This window comes from Variovorax sp. Varisp46 (genome assembly GCF_059491885.1).
Genome location: NZ_CP168515.1, coordinates 2,842,387 through 2,858,811 on the forward strand (window position 1 = coordinate 2,842,387; position 16,425 = coordinate 2,858,811).

The window sequence follows — 16,425 nt, forward strand, 5'->3', positions numbered from 1 at the left end:
GGCCTTCAAAGGCTGCGCCAGAAATCGATCAGCAGCTGCGTGAACTCCACCGGGCGTTCGACGGCGCTCAGGTGCGCGGCGTCGATGGTGACGAGGCGCGCGCCCGGAATGGCACCGGCCATGGCCTGCGACATCGCCATCGGCGTGGCCTCGTCCTGCAGTCCGCCGATCACCAGCGTGGGCACCGCCATGCGGTGGTTGCTCTCGCGGAAATCGATGGCCGCGACGGCGTTGCAGCTCTCGATGTAGCCCTGCGCGTCGGTGCGCACCAGCACGTCGTGCAGCGCCTTCGCGGCGGCCGCGCCCTCGGGCGTGCCCGCGTAGGCCGGCGTGAGCCAGCGCGCCACGGCGCCCGGGGCAATGGCGGCCACACCCTTGGCGGCCACCGTCTCGACGCGCGCGCGCCAGGGGGACTGATCGGGGTAGTGCGCGGCCGAATTGGCGATCACCACCGTCTTCAGCAATTCGGGATGCCGCACCGCCAGCGCCTGCGCCGTCATGCCGCCCATCGATAGGCCGACGAAGTGCACCGGCTCGCCGCCCGCCTCGCGCTCGATGAGCTCGGCCACGTCCTGCGCCAGTGTCTCGACGCGCAGCGCGCCTGGCACCACTTCCGACGCGCCGTGGTTGCGATGGTCGTAGCGCAGCACCGTGTGGGCGCGCGCGAGCTGGGCGGCCACGCCGTTCCACATGCTCAGGTCGCAGCCGAGCGCATGGCTGAGCACGACGATGGGACCATCGCCTTCGCGGACGACATTCAGACGGGTCATGGTGTGGTTTCCTTTTTCGGGTGTTGAAGACGCGGCAGCCAGAGGAACGCGATGGCCACCAGCACGCTGCCGGCCAGCAGCATGGGCACGACCATCGGCCAGGCGCCATGGGAAAAATCGGCGTCGACGAAATGCGAGGCCGCCTGGCCCACGCAGAACGCGACCATCATCATGCCGAAGCCGGACCACGATACGGCCCGGCCCGCCAGATGCGGCAAATCACCCACCGCGCCCGCCTGTCCGCAGGGCTGGTGGATGCCATGGCCGAGGCAATACACGGCATGGCCGAGCAGCAGCGGCACGGCACTCAGCGGCATCAGCCAGCAGCCGAGCGCCTGGACGAGCGCCCCTGCCAGGCTCAGCGAAGCGCCCAGCCGCACGGTGCGCACCGGTCCATAGCGCCGGAGCAGCGTGCGGCACATGGTGGTGCTGAAGATGTAGACCAGCGAGCCGCCGGCCGGGATCCATCCGTACCACGCGGGCGACCAGCCCAGGTAGCCGATGTAGACCATCGGCGACAGCAGCAGGAAGCAGAACAGCCCGCCCCACGTCGCCGCCGCCAGCGAGGCCCAGGCGCGGAAGGACCGGCTTGCGAACACGGCACGCGTGCTGCCGCGCGGCGCGGACGACTCGCCCTCGCCCGGCGGCTTGCGCGTTTCGCCGAACGAGCGCCAGCACAGCGCGAACAGCACCGAGGCATACACCGCCATCGCGACCATCACCCAGCGCCAGCCCGCGCCCTGCACCAGCCACGCGCCGAGCAGCGGCGCCGTCAGGCCGACCACGCCCAGCCCGGTCAGGCCGCGCGCCATCACATGCGGACCTTCGTGCGCGGGGTACAGGTCGCGCACCGCCGCGCGCGAACACACGAGGATCGCCGCCATCGAGAAGCCCTGCAGCGCGCGCCAGCCCGCAAGCAGCGTCACGCTGCCCGCGAGCGCGCCGCCCAATGCCGCGAGCACGTAGCAGCCGAGCCCCGCCAGCAGCACCGGTCGGCGCCCGAAGCGGTCGGCCAGCGGGCCGCACAGCAGCTGCGCGAAGCCGAAGGCCAGCACGAACAGCGTGAGGCTGGTGCTGGCGGAGCCGAGTTCCTTCGCAATGGCCGGCAGCGCCGGCAGGTAGCTGTCGGTGGCCATCGGCTGCGCCGCCAGCAGCAGTGGCAGCAGCAAGGTGAAGCTGGCGTCGAACCGGCCTGTCCGCCTGGCGACCGGCGTGCTCACTGGGGCAGCGCAGGCAGCAAGCCCTTCTCGCGCAGGATGCCGGCCGCGATGCCGAAGGCATGGTTGGCCACCGGCACGCCGCAGTAGATGGCGGCCATCATGATCACTTCCTTGATGTCCTCGGGCGTGAGGCGCGACTCGGGCGGCCCGTCGAGCGCGGCGCGCACGTGCATGGCGAATTCTTCATACGCATGGATGCCCAGCATCATCGACAGCACCATGTAGCGGCGCGTCTTGTCGCCCAGCGCGGGGCGGCCCCAGATGTCGTTCCAGGCGTGGCGCGTGATCAGTTCCTGGAACTCGGCGTTGAAGCCGTTGCGGTTGGCGAGCGACTTGTCGACCCAGGCATCGCCGAGCACGCGGCGGCGGTTGACGAGGCCGGCTTCGTAGCCTTCGGCGGGAGTTTCGGGGGCGGTCATTGCGGGAGTTCCTTGTCGTTGAGCCGGGCCTGCAGCGCCTTCACTTCGGCGAGGGCGGTCTGCCCGGCGTTGTGGGCGAGCGCGGGGTCGAACCATTCGTCGGCCGCGTCGCGCGGGAGTTCGGCGCGCAGCCGGTCGATGTTGGCGCGCATGCGCGCGGCGTCGACCTGCAGGCCGGGCAAGGCGCCCGCCATTGCGCGCACGCTGCCGTGCGCCGACATCAACAGCTGCGGCCATTCGGCCAGCTCGGCCTGCCAGGCGCCGAGCGCGCGCTCGTGCTGTTGCGGCATGGCGCCGAGCAGTGCGGCCACGCGCTGCGGTGCGCGGTGCGCGGCGGCAATGGCGACCATCGAGGCCACCGGGTTGCGCTTGTGCGGCATCGCCGACGAGCCGCCGCGGCCGGGCTCGCTGGGCTCTGCAACTTCGCCGACTTCGTACTGCCCGAGCAGCGCGATGTCGACCGCGATCTTGCCGAGGCTGCCGGTGACAAGGCCCAATTCGCAGCCGAGCGCGACCCATTCGTCGCGCTGCGTGTGCCATGTCGCGCCGGGGTCGCCCAGTCCCAGCTCCTTGGCCATGCGCTGGCGTACGGCCGCGCCCTGCCCCTTCATCTGCGCCAGCGTGCCGACGGCGCCGCCGAGCTGCAGCTGCAGCGCGTGCCTCGCGGCGTCGCGCAGGCGGATGCGGCTGCGCACCAGCGGCGCGGCCCAGCCCGCGCACTTGAAACCGAAGCTGGTGACCGAGGCCGGCTGCATCAGCGTGCGCGCGAGCATCGGCGTTTCGGCGTGCGCGACGGCCAGGCGCAGCAGTGCATCGCCGGCCTTGGCGAGATCGGCTTCGACGAGCGCGACCGCCTCGCGCGTGACCAGCGCCATCGCGCTGTCGATCACGTCCTGGCTGGTGCTGCCGAAGTGCACGAAGGGCGCGGCCTCGGCATTGAAGAGGCCCACGGCTTCGCGCAGCGCCTTCACCAGCGGAATCGCGACGCTGCCCGCGCGCCCGCTCTCGCGCACGATCTTGGCCACGTCGAACAGTTCGACCTTGCAGCTGCTCACGATCGAATGCGCAGCGCTTTCGGGGATCAGCCCTTCGGCCGCCTGAGCACGCGCGAGCGCGGCCTCGAAGCGCAGCATGGCGTCGACGAAGGCGCGGTCGCTGAAGGCGCCGAGCGTTTCGGATGTGGAGAGGAAGCCTTCGAAAATACTCATGGGGCGACCCGGCCTTTCAGTACTTCAGTTGGGCCACGGCGCGCAGCTCTTCCGGCGAGGCTGTGCCGAAGCCGAAGAACTCGAGGTACGCGGGAATCATCTCGAACAGCATGTCGGTGCCGACCTGCACCTGGCAGCCCTTGGCCTTGGCCGCCTGCAGCAGCGGCGTGTACTCGGTCTTCATGACGACCTCGCCGACGAAGGTGTTCGGGTCGATGCGGTCCACGTCGAAGGGCAGCGGATCGCCCTCCTTCATGCCGAGCGGCGTGGCGTTGACGACCACGTCGTAGCCGGCCGGGTCCTTCGAGCCGGTGGCCACCTTCATCTGCGGGTAGTGCTCGCGCAGCCGCGCGGCCAGTGCGCCGGCCGAAGCCTCGCTCATGTCGAACAGCATCAGTTCGGCAGCGCCTGCCGCGGCAATCGACGCCGCAATGGCCGAGCCCACGCCGCCTGTGCCCGACACCAGCACGCGCGTGCCCTTGAAGAGGCGCCCCTTGCGCTCCACGCCGCGCACGAAGCCCGCGCCGTCGAACTGGTCGCCCAGCAGTGTGCCGTCGGGCCGTTTGAGGATCGCGTTGCAGGCGCCCGCGACGCGCGCCGTGGGCGTCACCTCGTCGACCAGCGACATCGTCGTGACCTTGTGCGGCATGGTCACCAGCGCGCCGCGGATGTTGCTGAACCTGAAGATCTGCGGCAGCGAGGCCGCGTAGTCCTCGGGCTTGACGCCCATGGGCACGACCACGGCGTCGATGCCGTGCTTGTCGAACCAGGGGTTGTAGATCATCGGCGCCTTGAAGGCTTCGGTGGGATAGCCGATGTGGGCGATGAGTGTGGTCTTGCCGGAAATCATGTCGTTCGTGTTTCTGTAGGAAGGCGCGGTCAGGCCACGCTGGGGGAGTGGTAGCGCAGCGGCTGCGCGATTTCGGCGTGCATCGCCGGCGGATAGATGATTTCGCGCAGGAAGTTCGAGTCGGCCTGCATCGCGGCGGCCGCGTCCAGATGGCCGAAGTAGCGGAAATAGTGGGGCATCTGCTGGATCAGCATCTCGAAGCCCGCCTGCGCGTTGAGCCCGCGGTCGCGGGCCGCGCGCACCAGCGGCGTGGGCTGGTTGCGCAGAAGAATGTCGAACAGCGCCGCATGGCTTTCCATGCGCGCCACGTCGACCGGCAATGCATCGCCATCGACCAGCCCGAGCTGCGTGGCGTTGATCACGAGGTCGAAGCCTTCGGGTGCGTTGCTGTCCACCGAGGCGACAGTCGCGTCGAAAAACGCATCGAGCTTGGCCGCCACGCCGGCCGCCTTGCCTGCGGCGCTGTCGTAGAACGCGATGTACTCCGCGCCGTTCACCGTGCCGCCCTCGGCCAGCGCCACGCCGATGGCCGCGGCGCTCACGCCCGCGCCGAGGATCAGCACGCGCTTGCCGCGGAACGGGATGTTGCAGTGGTCGAGCGCGCCGATCAGGCCTTCGCCGTCGAACAGGTCGCCTTCGAGCTGGTCGCCCTCGGTGCGGCGCACCACGTTGACCGAGCCGGCCACACGGCCGAAGAGGCCGCAGCCGTCGAGCAGGTCGACCACCAGCGGCTTGTGCGGCGGCGCGATCACCATGCCGCGCAGGTTGCGCGCGAGAAAGGCCGACTTGAAGAACACCGCGAAGTCGCGCACCGGCACCTGCATGGGCAGCAGCACGGCATCGATGCCGAAACGCTCGAAGGCGGCGTTAAACATGCGCGGCAGCCGCACGTTGCGAACCGGGTCGCCGGGAATCAGGTAAGCCTGGGTGCTGCCGCGGATGGAATGGCTCATGTGCTTGCTTCCGTTCGTCAATCGCTCTTTTCGAGACCGGATGCCGAGCTTTATAGTCGCTTCACTGAAGTCCCGCACTTCTTTCACCCGCTAAACAAGCGATCATCGAACTTGAAAGATCGTTTATCGCTCAATCCAAGGGTTTTCACCTGCATTCAATGCAGCTCTCGAACCCTCCCACGAAGGCACACTTCCCGCCATGAGCAAGGACAGCAAGGACGACTCCGCGCCCCCGCCCGGCCTGGACAAGCGCGACTGGATCGCCGGCCTGGAGCGCGGCGTGAGCATCATCGAGGCGTTCGACGACGCCAACCCGCGCCTCACCGCCAGCCAGGCCGGCCAGCGCACGAACATGACCCGCACCGCCGCGCGGCGCTACCTGCTGACCCTGCAGCACATGGGCTACGTAGCGAGCGACGGCAAGCTGTTCTGGCTCACGCCGCGCGTGCTTCGGCTGGGCCAGTCGTACCTGGAGTCGGCGCGGCTGCCGCGCGTGGTGCAGCCCTTCCTGCAGCGGGTGGCCGCCGGCACCAACGAGATCGCCTACCTCAGCGTGATGGACGGCGACGAGGTGGTCTATATCGCGCGCAACGGCCCCAATCGCAGCATGAGCACCGGTTACGTGCTCGGCGCGCGCGTGCCGGCGCAGGTCACGGCCTCGGGCATGCTGATGCTGTCTCTGCGCAGCGATGCCGAGCTGAACGAATGGCTGACGACTCGGCAGCTCACGGTGTTCACCTCGCACACGATTGCGAGCATGGAGCGCATGAAGCTCGAACTCGCCCGCATCCGGGCTCAGGGCTGGGCCCTTTCCGAGCAGCAGCTCGACCTGAACTCGCGCGGCATCGCGGTGCCGCTGCGCGACCGGCACGGCACGCTGGTCGGGGCGCTGAACATCACGATGCCGATGGGGCATGAAAGCTCGGAGGACGCGGTGGCGCGCGTGCTGCCGGTGCTGCGCGAGACGGCGCAGGCGATGCGCAACCTGATCTGACTGACAGCTTTCCGACAGCAACCGTCGGGCACCATGCGCGCTTTCAATCCAAAAGCGCTGGAGACAAGCACCATGTCCGACCTCTTCGTTCCCGACGACACCCGCCTGAGCCGCCGCGGCCTGCTGCAAGCCGGCGGCGCCGCGGCCCTCGGAGGCCTGCTCCCCTCCCTGGCCTCGGCGCAGGACACCTGGCCCAGCAAGTCGATCCGCTTCGTCGTGCCCTTCGCGCCGGGCGGCAGTTCGGAGATCGTCGCGCGCTCGACCGCCGCCGAGCTCTCGCGCACGCTGGGCCAGAGCGTGTTCGTCGACAACAAGCCGGGCGCCGCCGGCAACATCGCCATGAGCGAGGTAGCGCGCAGCACCGACCAGCACACGATCATCCTCGGCCACATCGGCACGCTGGCGGTCAATCCGTACATCTTCGCCAAGCTGCCCTACGACGCGAACAAGGACTTCAAGCCCGTGAGCCTGCTGGCCAAGGTGCCCAGCCTCTACGTGGTACACCCCGACGTGCCGGCGAAAAACCTCAAGGAGTTCATTGCGTATGCCAAGTCGAAGCCCGGCAAGCTCAGCTATGGCTCGGCGGGCAACGGCAGCGCGGGCCACCTGGCTTTCGAGTACCTGAAGATGACGGCCGACGTGTTCATGCTGCACGTGCCCTATCGCGGCACCGGCCCGATGGTGACCGACCTGCTCTCGGGCCGGCTCGACGCCTCGGCCATCGGCGCGGCGGCGATCATTCCGTTCATCAAGGCGGGCAAGGTGCGCTGCATCGCGACCGGCTCGGCCAAGCGCCTCGCGCAGTTGCCCGACGTGCCGACCGTGGCCGAGCAGGGCTTTCCAGGTTTCGAGATGACGCAGTGGTACGGCATGCTGGCGCCGGCCAACATCGCGCCTGCCAACCTGGCCAAGCTTTCCGCCGAGACGATGAAAGCCGTGAAGTCGCCCGATTCGATGCAGCGGCTGACGGCCGATGCCGCCGAAGCGGTGGGCGGCACGCCCGAGCAGTTCGCACAGTTCATCGCCTCCGAGCAAGCTCGTTGGCAGAAGGTGATTGCAAGGGCAAACATCAAGCCGGATTGAGCCCTGCCGGCCCTAGCATCGGCCCATGCGCATCCTCCTTGCCGAAGACGAACACACCCTGGGCACCTGGCTGTGCAAGGCGCTGGAGCACGCGGGCATCCAGGTCGAATGGGTGGACGACGGGCGCCTGGCCGACCGGGCGCTGCAGCAGCGCGACCACGACGCGCTGGTGCTCGACCTGGGCCTGCCCGGGCTCGACGGGCACACGGTGCTGCAGCGGCTGCGCGAACGCGACCAGCGGCTGCCGGCACTGATCCTCACGGCGCGCGACTCGCTGAATGAGCGTGTCGCCTCGCTCAACGCGGGCGCCGACGACTTCCTCGCCAAGCCCTTCGCGCTGGCCGAGCTCGAAGCGCGGCTGCACGCGCTGGTGCGGCGTGCGCGCGGCATCGAGCATCCGCGTCTGGCCTGCGGCCCGCTGGTGTACGACGGCGCGCGCCGGCACTTCACGCTGAACGGCGAGGCGCTGGCGCTCTCGCCGCGCGAACTGGCCGTGCTGCGCGTGCTGGTGCAGCGCAGCGGCGAGCCGCTGTCGAAGCAGCAGATCCTCGAGCGCGTGTTCTCCGACGACGAAGACGTGCACCCCGAGGCGGTCGAGGTTTTCATCTACCGGTTGCGCAAGCGGCTCGACGGCACCGGGGTTCGCATCGTCACGCTGCGCGGACTTGGCTACGTGCTGGAAACAGACTGAATGAAGCTCACTCCCAGTCTTCGAGCACTTCGGGCCGAGTGGACGTGTTGACGCGCCTGCGCAACCGCCTGCGCCGCACCAGCCTGTGGCAGCGGCTCGCGCTGCTGCTGTTCCCCGCCCTGCTGGTGGTAACCGGCCTCGAGCTGTGGATGACCCGGCACGACGCGCTCGCCGCCGCCAACGCGGCCTACGACCGCTCGCTGCTGGGCGCGCTCAAATCCATCGACGCCAACATCTCGACCGCCTCAGGCGGCCTGTCGGTCGAGCTGCCGTACACGATGTTCGAGTTCTTCGAGCTCACGGCGAGCGGGCAGGTGTTCTTTCGCGTGTCCACGTCCGACGGGCTGGTCGAACTCGGCAGCGCGGACCTGCCCGCGCCGCCCGCCGAACTGGCGATGGGCGTGCCGGCCTTCTACGACGCGGCCTACTTCGGAGAATCGGTACGGCTCGCGGCCTACCGGCGCGACCTCGATCGCGCGCCGGCCGGCAGCACCGGTCGCAGCGTGCTGATCCAGGTGGGCGAGAGCACTCGCTCGCGGCAGGAGTTCAGCGCGCGCTTCGTACGCAGCGCGGCGCTGCGCGATGCGCTGGTGCTCGCGATACTGCTGTGCGGCACCGCCATTGCGCTGGCGGCGGCGCTGCGGCCGCTGTCGCGGCTGGCGCGCGAAGTCCAGGCGCGCACGCCGGACGACCTCACGCGCATTGCGGAAACCGACCTGCCCGCCGAAGTACGCCCGCTGGTCGCCGCGGTCAACCAGCAGATGTCGCGCACGCAGGAACTCGTCACGCAGCAGCGCCAGTTCCTGGACGATGCCTCGCACCAGCTGCGCACACACCTGACCACGCTGCAGATGCAGGCCGACTACGCGCGGCGCGAGCAGGACCCGGCGCAGGTGCAGGTGGCGCTCGACGCGCTCGGCACCGAGATCGGCCGCGCGACGCGCAGCGCGCAGCAGCTGTTGGCGCTGGGCCGCAGCGACACGGTGTCGGTGGAGCCTGCCGAGTTCAACGTGGCGGCATTGCTGCGCGAGGTGGCGGTCGACCTGCTGCCGCTGGCGCGCGCCAAGCGCATCGACCTGGGCATTCATTCGCCCGCGCCTGAATTCCTTGCCGTGGCGGATCGATCGCTGATGCGCGAGGCGCTGGGCAACCTGGTGGCCAACGCGATCGCTTACACGCCCGCCGAAGGCACGGTCACGCTCTTTGCCGCGGGCGACGCGGCGGGCTGGAGCCTCAACGTGGAAGACAACGGCCCCGGTATCGGCGACGAGGAGCGCGCCGCGCTCGGCCAGCGCTTCCGGCGCGGCGCGCGCGCCGGCAAGGGCGGCTTCGGGCTCGGGCTGGCCATTGCGCGCTCCATCGCGCAGCGGCATCGGGGTGAGCTGCGGCTGGAAGCGCGCGAGGCAGGCACGGGGCTGCATGCGATCATCTGGTGGCCCCGCACCCAAGCTGCGGCGGCCACCTGACAAGCCCGCCGCCATGCCTATGCGACCTGCCCGCCGCCACGCACTTCGCACGCTGTCCGCGCTGCTGATGCCTTGGGGCGCGGGCGCGAAGGCTGCTGCCAACGATCCCTCCGAAGACGCTGCCGACTGTGTGATCCCCGCCAAGGCCGGCGGCGGCTTCGCACTGACCTGCGCGCTCGCGCGCGATGCGCTGCAGGCCGTGCGCCCCACGCGCCCGCCGCTCGCCCAGCGCTACCTGCCGGGCGGCATCGGCGCCGTGGCCTTCGACCGCATCGCCACCGGCCGCCTCGGCGGCCCGGGCACGCTGGTGGCGTTCTCGAGCGGCTCGCTGCTCAACCTTGCGCAGGGCCGCTTCGGGCCGCATTCGCCCTCGGCTGTGCGCTGGATCACGACGCTCGGAACCGACTACGGCGTGATCGCCGTGCATCGCGATTCGCCCTACAAGCGCCTGCAGGACCTCGTCGCGGCGCTGCGGCAGGACCCGTCGCGCATCGCCTTCGGCGCCGGTGGCACGGTCGGCAGCCAGGACTGGGTGAAGGCCGCGCTGCTGGTGCGCGCCGCGGGGCGCGACCACAAGGCCATGCGCTTCGTGTCGTTCGAAGGCGGGGGCGATGCGCTCGGCGCGCTGCAGGGCAAGCATGTCGACGCCTTTCCGGGCGACGCGGCCGAGGCGCTGCAGGCCATTGCCGGCGGCGCGGCCGTGCGCCTGCTTGCCGTGCTGTCGGAGAACCGGCTCGGCGGCGCACTCACCGGGGTGCCGACCGCGCGCGAACAAGGCGTCGATGTGGTGTGGCCCACCGTACGCGGCCTTTACCTGAGCGCGGCCGTGCCGGAATCGGCCGTGCGCGCGTGGACCGCGGCGTTTCGCGAGGCGAGCGCGGCGCCCGGCTTCGCTGCCTTGCGCGAGCAGCACGGCCTGTACCCCTTTGCGCTCACCGGCGCCGCGCTCGACGACTACGTGCAGGCGCAGATCAAGAGTTATCGGCGGCTGGCGGACGAACTGGGCCTGCGGCGCTGGCCTTCCTGAACGCCGGGCGGTCCTGTCAGGCCGCCTTCAGGAACACGTCGTGGTCGGGCGCGAAATTGGCGTGCAGCGGCAGCATCGCGCCGCCCAGCGCACACGCTTGCGCACCCGCCTTGCCGCCATGCAGCCGAGGCTGCCAGAGGCCTTCCCAGTTGCAGCCGTCCAGCGCGGCACGGGTCTGATCGAGCAGCGCCTGCAGCAGCGCGCGCGACATCGAGCCGTCCACCACCACGTCGGGCAGGTCGAGCATGGCGGTGCCGCTCACGATGGCATGCGCCAGCGCCTGTGAGGCGCTTTCCAGCCAGGCTTGCGTGGTGGCGGCATAGGGCGGCTGAAGGGCGCGGTCGTCATATGCGGCCATGGCGTCGAGGCCCTCGCCGGCCAGGCGCTGCTCCAGCTCCCAGAGCGACGCCTGCGCAACCAGCTGCGGCGGCAGCGCACCGCGGCTGCCCGGAGGCTGCATCGGCAATGAAGCGAGCGCGCCTGCGTTGCCGTGCGCACCGGTGTGCAGGTGCGAGTTGATGACCAGCCCGCCGCCCACGAAGGTGTCGACGAAGATGTACAGGAAGCTCTTCAGGTCGTGCCCTCGCCCGCCGACCAGCTCGGCCACGCAGGCGGCCACCGTGTCGCGCGCGAAGCTCACCGGCACGTCGGTGCGCGCGCGCACCTCGGCCGCCAGGTCCATCTGGTTCCACAGGTCGGACTGCGCCTTCGACAACCCCAGCGTGCGGTGCCAGCCGCCGAGCTGGAACGGCGCGGCCAGCCCCGCGCCCACGTTGCGCGCGGCCAGCGGTCCCAGCCCGTCGCGCAGCCGGTGGATGTGCTGCGCGATGGCGGGCAGCAGCTCGTCCGCATCGGGAAAGTCGTAGCTGATCGCGTGGCGCTCGCGCACCTGCGCGGCGAAGTCGATCAGCAGCCATTCGGCGCCGCGCCGCCCCACCTTGATGCCGATGGCGAAGGCGCCGTCGGGGTTCAGCGCCAGCGGCACCGACGGCTGCCCGATGCGTCCGCGCACGCGGCTCTGCTTGACGATGAGCCCGTCTTCCTCGAGCCGCGCGGTGATGAGCCCGATGGTCTGCGCGCTGAGCCCCGTCAGCCGCGCGAGGTCGGCCTTGGGCAGGCTGCCGTGGACGCGCAGCGCCTGCAGCACCGTGCGCTCGTTGAACTGGCGCATGCCGACCTGGTTGGAGCCGCGGGGCCGCAACAGGTCGGGCGTGCGTGCAGGCACGTCCGCATCAGGCATGCGCCTCCGCGGGCAACTGGTCGGCCGTCATGGCGCCGGTCATCACGGCGACCGTGTCGCTCATGCTGATCTTCTTCGGGTTGAGCACGGCCGCGCGGCGGCCGAGGCGGGCCACGTGAATGCGGTCGGCCACCTCGAACACGTGCGGCATGTTGTGGCTGATGAGCACCACGGGCAGGCCGCGATCGCGCACGCGGCGGATCAGCTCCAGCACCATGTTGCCCTCCTTCACGCCGAGCGCGGCGGTCGGTTCGTCCATGATGACCACGTGCCGCGCGAAGGCCGCGCTGCGCGCCACGGCCACACATTGGCGCTGGCCGCCCGAGAGCGTCTCGACCGCCTGCGTCATCGACTGGATGCCGACCTTCAGGTCGGCCATGCGGGCGGTGCTTTCCTTCAGCATCTGCTTCTTGTCGAGCATGCGCAGCACGTTGCCCAGGAAGCCGGGGCGGCGCAGCTCGCGGCCGAGGAACAGGTTCTCGTAGATGGTCATGGCCGGGGCCACGGCGAGATCTTGATAGACCGTCTCGATGCCGGCGCGGCGCGCATCCAGCGGATTGCGGAAATGCACTGCCTTGCCGTCGAGCAGGATCTGCCCTTCGTCGGGCACCACCGCGCCCGACAGCGCCTTGATGAGCGAGGACTTGCCTGCGCCGTTGTCGCCGATCACCGCGAGGATTTCTCCTTCGCGCAGCTCGAAGTCGACACCGTCGAGCGCCGTGACCTGGCCGTAGCGCTTCACCAGGCCCTTGGCCTGCATCACGATCTTGGGGTTGGCGATGATGTTCATCAGCGGGCTCCCCTGCGCGAGAGTTGGTCGGCCGCTACCGCAAGAATCACGAGCACGCCCGTCACCAGCACCTGGTAGATCGACGACACGCCCATCAGCGTGAGCCCGTTGCGGAACACGCCCACGATCAGCACGCCGATCAGCGAGCCCAGCACGATGCCGCGCCCACCGAACAGGCTGGTGCCACCGAGCACCACGGCCGTGATGGCGTCGAGGTTCTCGGTCTGCCCCGCGTTCGGGTCGCCCACGCCGGTGCGCGCCACCGACAGCAGCGAGGCAACGCCATACAGCACGCCCGCCGCCACGTACACGCCCAGCAGCACGCGCTGCGTCGGAATGCCGACCAGCCGCGTGGCCTCGGCGTTGTTGCCCACCGCATAGATGTGCCGGCCGGCTCCCGTCTCGCGCAGCACGAACCACGCGAGCAGGTACAGCACGAGCATCAGCACCGAACCCCATGCCACTTCGGCATTGCCGATGGCGAAGGTGGTGCCCAGGCCCGTGAGGCCGCCGGGCAAATCAGTGATGGTCTGCGACGACGAATACAGCTGCGTGATCGCAAAGGCGATGTTCAGCGTGCCCAGCGTCACGATGAAAGGCGGCAGCTTGATGCGCGTGACCAGCAGCCCGTTGAGCAGGCCGAACAGCGTCGTCACGCCGATGCCGCAAAGGATGGCCACCGGTGCGGGCATGCCCAGTTCGGTCGCGAACTTGCTCATGATGATCCCGCCCAGCGCCATCACCATGCCGCACGACAGGTCGATGCCCGCCGTGAGGATGATCAGCGTCTGGCCGATGGCGATCACGCCGACCACCATCACCTGCTGCAGGATCAGCGAGAGATTGCCGCCGGTGAGAAAGCGATCCGACTGGGTCGCAAAGAAGATGCACGCGCCGAGAAGAGCCAGCCACGGCCCGAGGGCGCCCCACGGAATGTGGTGCGTTGGAGACTTCGCCATGGCTTCGTCCTGATGCTTCCGATTACTTCTTGCCCCAGCACAGCTCGGTGCCGGTCTTCGTGTCCTTGCTGTCGACGCCGGCCACGCTCTTGCCGGCGATCAACGTCACGCCGGTGTCGACGTAGCCCGAGGCCTTCTTGCCCGTCTTGGCGAACTCCACGCCCGCGGCCACGCCCATGGCGGCCATCTTCAGCGGGTACTGCTGCGAGGTCGCGGCGATGATGCCGGCGGCCGTGTCCTTGATGCCCTGGCAGCCGCCGTCGACCGAGACGATCATCACGCCCTTCTCCTTGCCAGCGCGCTTCAGCGCGTTGTACGCACCGGCCGCGGCGGGCTCGTTGATGGTGTAGACCAGGTTCACGTCAGGTGCCTTCTGCAGGCAGTTTTCCATCACCGTCTGCGCCTTGGCCTGGTCGCCGTAGCTGTCGGCCATGCAGACGATCTCGGGCGTCTTCGACAGCTCGTTCGACTTGGCGTCGTTGGCGGCAAGCCCGAAGCCCTTCATGAAGCCGTTGTGGCGCTGCGCGCCCACCGGGTGGCCCGGCAGCAGGTCGAGCGCGATGATCTTCGCGGGCTTGCCGGCCATCGCGGCCTTGGCGTATTCGCCGATCAGCACGCCGGCGGTGTAGTTGTTGGTGGCGAAGAGCGCGTCGGTCGCATCCGGCGGATCGGCCGGGCTGTCGAGCGCGATCACCATCACACCCTTGTCGCGCGCCTTCTTGATCGCGGGCACGATCGCCTTGGCGTCGCTCGGCGTGATGAGGATGGTCTTGGCACCGGCGGCGATCATGTTCTCCATCGCCGTGATCTGGCCCGCGTTGTCGCCGTCGGCCTTGCCAGCGCCCGAGAGCAGCTTGGCGCCGAGCTTCTTGGCCTCTTCCTGCGCGCCTTCCTTCATCTTGACGAAGAAGGGGTTGGTTTCGGTCTTGGTGACGAGGCCGATGACGGGCTGGTCGGCGGCGAAGGCGGTGGATGCGGCCATTGCGGTGAGGGACATGGCCGCCATGGCCAGGATAGAGCGGGAGCTGAACATGGTTTGTCTCCGTGGGCAGGCGGCGAAGCGCCTGCGGTCTTGTGGAACCGGATCGCTCGGGCCTTGAGGGCTCGGTGTCCGGGCGCAGGGAGACTATCGGCCAGCAGAGGGACTAAATCAAGTGGATTTAGTTATCGAAAACCCGAGGTTGCGGCGAAGGAGCAGGACGTGTTGGATTCCGCCGATCTCTGATCCTAGATTTCCACTAAATACTGACCCACCCGCTTTGTGAGCCTGAGGCTTCACTGTGCGGATAAGTGCTTGGTGTTCTCCTTTTTTGGGTTGAGTGTGTGGATCTGCCGCAGATTGCGCCGCTGTTTCCGCGATTTGGTGGCCTCGATCGCGAGCCAGGTCGTGAGCTTCTCAGCATAAGGATCGAGCTTGCTCGAGCTCGCCCGCTTGGCGTAGCGCGGCTCTTCGTCGCCGGCTCGCAGGTACTTCTTAACGGTGTTGCGAGACAGGCCTGTACGCCTGGCTATCTCGCGGATGGACATCTGCTCTCGCAGGGCCCAGCGTCTGATGACACTCAATGTCGCCACGTCTATCACTCCTAGGATCCCCTGCTTTAAAAAACAGCAGGGTAGGGTTTTACGTGGGTCAGTCTTAGACGGAAATTACTGCGCTAGCTGGGTCAATTTTCGACGGCAAACAACACTTGGGCTCTTCAGGAGGAGTGGGCTCAGCGGCTTTTTTGCGCGCCAACCCAAGTGCATCAACCCATTCCACCGAATTCGGCGCGTACTGCTGGAGATTGATGCCTCCCAGCAGTCCAATCGGATCTGGAGTTTGTACTTATCAATCGTTCAGAAAACCACCCAGCACTCTCTAGAACGAGAAGGGCATTATTGCCAATTTTCGTAAGATCAATCATCTAATTCTCACTTTGTCATACTTATATTCCCCCCAATTAATTCTGGAGCTCTCAATTAATGCAAAGCCAATCATCTTTCTCGTGCTTCCTAGACCCACTCCAGCACATAAAACAATTGGACCCACACCCTGAAGCACGATCAATTTCACTTAGCTTCGTAGTTATTGAAAATTCAATTCCAAATCCATATCTCCAAAATTAAACCATCAAATTTCATTCAGGCATTACAACAGGAAAATATTTATTGACACGAGCAACTGCAGCAGCGGCATCAGAATTCTTGCCAACATATTCACTCAGTTGCTCTTCCGAAGTAATCTTGTCCATGGATCGAAAAATAGCCGAGGAGTATCGATTTCTCTTTTCTTTTTCATTTTCCGCATAAGAGGTCTCAATAGTCGATAGATAGTATCTACTGCCAATTCTGCCAAATCTAAAAATCAAAAGATGGTCATAAACAAAGGCACCTTCATCAATATCCCCAAGATACAAGACTCTGGATGTACGATCATTGAGCGACCCAATTTCCGCAAGCATCTCGAGCAATATTGTCAGCTCGATTTTTTTGGGCATGACAGAAAAAGAAGTATTAACATAGTCTCCATGAAAAAAAAGATTCTTCATAGTCAACTGAACGCGAGTCCCTCGAAATCTAATTAGGCACTCTTTTTCAAGAGCCAAGAATTCCTCTACATCGCCCACACCAAAGAATCCATTTTTAATACTTTTTTGGAAATCCAAGGGATAAAACCCGAATTTCTCCTTTGAAACAATATTTCCCGAAGAAACATATTCTTCGATTAATTGAAAGAAACCAATATCAATTAAATAAGGGGTAAATATTTTCATCG

Annotated in this window: 16 protein-coding genes and 1 pseudogene; 5 read left to right on the forward strand and 12 right to left on the reverse strand. The window is 67.1% G+C overall.

The genetic code is table 11. The annotated features are described in order from the left end of the window. Positions 1-5: 5 nt before the first annotated feature. From ACEN9N_RS13455 to ACEN9N_RS13480, 6 genes are all read right to left on the reverse strand, one after another. A complete protein-coding gene (locus ACEN9N_RS13455; RefSeq protein ID WP_495656273.1) occupies positions 6-770 on the reverse strand; it encodes an alpha/beta fold hydrolase in 765 nt (254 codons plus the stop codon). Next, on the reverse strand, positions 767-1,906 hold the full coding sequence (locus tag ACEN9N_RS13460) for a multidrug effflux MFS transporter (RefSeq protein WP_237726028.1): 1,140 nt from the start codon (positions 1,904-1,906) through the stop codon (positions 767-769). Before ACEN9N_RS13460 ends, ACEN9N_RS13455 begins: the two co-directional genes overlap by 4 nt. Before the next feature lie 80 nt (positions 1,907-1,986). Further along, the gene (locus ACEN9N_RS13465; protein ID WP_007828066.1) at positions 1,987-2,409 is read right to left on the reverse strand and encodes a carboxymuconolactone decarboxylase family protein; all 423 of its coding nucleotides are present in this window, start codon (positions 2,407-2,409) and stop codon (positions 1,987-1,989) included. Beyond that, a complete protein-coding gene (pcaB, locus tag ACEN9N_RS13470; RefSeq protein WP_495656274.1) occupies positions 2,406-3,617 on the reverse strand; it encodes a 3-carboxy-cis,cis-muconate cycloisomerase in 1,212 nt (403 codons plus the stop codon). The genes ACEN9N_RS13465 and pcaB overlap by 4 nt, the downstream gene beginning before the upstream one ends. A gap of 16 nt (positions 3,618-3,633) precedes the next feature. Further along, complete coding sequence (locus tag ACEN9N_RS13475; RefSeq protein ID WP_478179551.1) at positions 3,634-4,467, reverse strand: shikimate dehydrogenase family protein; 834 nt, start codon at positions 4,465-4,467, stop codon at positions 3,634-3,636. A gap of 29 nt (positions 4,468-4,496) precedes the next feature. After that, positions 4,497-5,420 (reverse strand): shikimate dehydrogenase family protein, encoded by a 924-nt coding sequence (locus tag ACEN9N_RS13480; RefSeq protein ID WP_413333142.1) that lies wholly within the window; start codon positions 5,418-5,420, stop codon positions 4,497-4,499. 199 nt (positions 5,421-5,619) lie between these two features. Between ACEN9N_RS13480 and ACEN9N_RS13485 the strand changes: the two genes are divergently transcribed. From ACEN9N_RS13485 to ACEN9N_RS13505, 5 genes are all read left to right on the forward strand, one after another. Next, complete coding sequence (locus ACEN9N_RS13485; RefSeq protein ID WP_007828060.1) at positions 5,620-6,414, forward strand: IclR family transcriptional regulator domain-containing protein; 795 nt, start codon at positions 5,620-5,622, stop codon at positions 6,412-6,414. Positions 6,415-6,486: 72 nt separating this feature from the next. Beyond that, complete coding sequence (locus ACEN9N_RS13490; RefSeq protein WP_007828059.1) at positions 6,487-7,497, forward strand: Bug family tripartite tricarboxylate transporter substrate binding protein; 1,011 nt, start codon at positions 6,487-6,489, stop codon at positions 7,495-7,497. A gap of 25 nt (positions 7,498-7,522) precedes the next feature. Beyond that, positions 7,523-8,188: a response regulator gene (locus tag ACEN9N_RS13495; protein WP_007828058.1), complete on the forward strand. Its 666-nt coding sequence runs from the start codon at positions 7,523-7,525 to the stop codon at positions 8,186-8,188. A 44-nt stretch (positions 8,189-8,232) separates the two neighbouring features. After that, on the forward strand, positions 8,233-9,654 hold the full coding sequence (locus tag ACEN9N_RS13500; protein WP_495656275.1) for a sensor histidine kinase: 1,422 nt from the start codon (positions 8,233-8,235) through the stop codon (positions 9,652-9,654). A gap of 13 nt (positions 9,655-9,667) precedes the next feature. Further along, the gene (locus tag ACEN9N_RS13505) at positions 9,668-10,681 is read left to right on the forward strand and encodes a Bug family tripartite tricarboxylate transporter substrate binding protein (protein ID WP_495656276.1); all 1,014 of its coding nucleotides are present in this window, start codon (positions 9,668-9,670) and stop codon (positions 10,679-10,681) included. Positions 10,682-10,697: 16 nt separating this feature from the next. On the opposite strand, the gene ACEN9N_RS13510 is transcribed toward ACEN9N_RS13505, so the two are convergent. The 6 genes and pseudogenes from ACEN9N_RS13510 to ACEN9N_RS13535 form a co-directional block, all read right to left on the reverse strand. Next, on the reverse strand, positions 10,698-11,921 hold the full coding sequence (locus ACEN9N_RS13510; RefSeq protein ID WP_413315170.1) for an ROK family transcriptional regulator: 1,224 nt from the start codon (positions 11,919-11,921) through the stop codon (positions 10,698-10,700). Beyond that, positions 11,914-12,711: an ATP-binding cassette domain-containing protein gene (locus tag ACEN9N_RS13515; RefSeq protein WP_007828054.1), complete on the reverse strand. Its 798-nt coding sequence runs from the start codon at positions 12,709-12,711 to the stop codon at positions 11,914-11,916. Before ACEN9N_RS13515 ends, ACEN9N_RS13510 begins: the two co-directional genes overlap by 8 nt. After that, complete coding sequence (locus ACEN9N_RS13520) at positions 12,711-13,670, reverse strand: ABC transporter permease (protein WP_007828053.1); 960 nt, start codon at positions 13,668-13,670, stop codon at positions 12,711-12,713. The genes ACEN9N_RS13515 and ACEN9N_RS13520 overlap by 1 nt, the downstream gene beginning before the upstream one ends. A 22-nt stretch (positions 13,671-13,692) precedes the next feature. Continuing rightward, entirely contained in the window at positions 13,693-14,703 is a 1,011-nt protein-coding gene (locus ACEN9N_RS13525; RefSeq protein ID WP_007828052.1) for a sugar ABC transporter substrate-binding protein, read from the reverse strand. 290 nt (positions 14,704-14,993) lie between these two features. Next, positions 14,994-15,251, reverse strand: a pseudogene (locus tag ACEN9N_RS13530) (helix-turn-helix domain-containing protein); the annotation flags it as partial. A 536-nt stretch (positions 15,252-15,787) separates the two neighbouring features. Further along, entirely contained in the window at positions 15,788-16,423 is a 636-nt protein-coding gene (locus tag ACEN9N_RS13535) for a hypothetical protein (RefSeq protein WP_495656277.1), read from the reverse strand. Between the last annotated feature and the right edge of the window lie 2 nt (positions 16,424-16,425).

Bases quoted from the DNA above. Each gene is read 5' to 3' on its own strand.
- pcaB (WP_495656274.1), bottom strand. From the start codon at position 3,617: ATGAGTATTTTCGAAGGCTTCCTCTCCACATCCGAAACGCTCGGCGCC.
- ACEN9N_RS13525 (WP_007828052.1), bottom strand. From the start codon at position 14,703: ATGTTCAGCTCCCGCTCTATCCTGGCCATGGCGGCCATGTCCCTCACC.
- ACEN9N_RS13535 (WP_495656277.1), bottom strand. From the start codon at position 16,423: ATGAAAATATTTACCCCTTATTTAATTGATATTGGTTTCTTTCAATTA.
- ACEN9N_RS13465 (WP_007828066.1), bottom strand. From the start codon at position 2,409: ATGACCGCCCCCGAAACTCCCGCCGAAGGCTACGAAGCCGGCCTCGTC.
- ACEN9N_RS13475 (WP_478179551.1), bottom strand. From the start codon at position 4,467: ATGATTTCCGGCAAGACCACACTCATCGCCCACATCGGCTATCCCACC.
- ACEN9N_RS13490 (WP_007828059.1), top strand. From the start codon at position 6,487: ATGTCCGACCTCTTCGTTCCCGACGACACCCGCCTGAGCCGCCGCGGC.
- ACEN9N_RS13460 (WP_237726028.1), bottom strand. From the start codon at position 1,906: ATGGCCACCGACAGCTACCTGCCGGCGCTGCCGGCCATTGCGAAGGAA.
- ACEN9N_RS13485 (WP_007828060.1), top strand. From the start codon at position 5,620: ATGAGCAAGGACAGCAAGGACGACTCCGCGCCCCCGCCCGGCCTGGAC.
- ACEN9N_RS13515 (WP_007828054.1), bottom strand. From the start codon at position 12,711: ATGAACATCATCGCCAACCCCAAGATCGTGATGCAGGCCAAGGGCCTG.
- ACEN9N_RS13510 (WP_413315170.1), bottom strand. From the start codon at position 11,921: ATGCCTGATGCGGACGTGCCTGCACGCACGCCCGACCTGTTGCGGCCC.
- ACEN9N_RS13520 (WP_007828053.1), bottom strand. From the start codon at position 13,670: ATGGCGAAGTCTCCAACGCACCACATTCCGTGGGGCGCCCTCGGGCCG.
- ACEN9N_RS13480 (WP_413333142.1), bottom strand. From the start codon at position 5,420: ATGAGCCATTCCATCCGCGGCAGCACCCAGGCTTACCTGATTCCCGGC.
- ACEN9N_RS13455 (WP_495656273.1), bottom strand. From the start codon at position 770: ATGACCCGTCTGAATGTCGTCCGCGAAGGCGATGGTCCCATCGTCGTG.
- ACEN9N_RS13505 (WP_495656276.1), top strand. From the start codon at position 9,668: ATGCCTATGCGACCTGCCCGCCGCCACGCACTTCGCACGCTGTCCGCG.
- ACEN9N_RS13495 (WP_007828058.1), top strand. From the start codon at position 7,523: ATGCGCATCCTCCTTGCCGAAGACGAACACACCCTGGGCACCTGGCTG.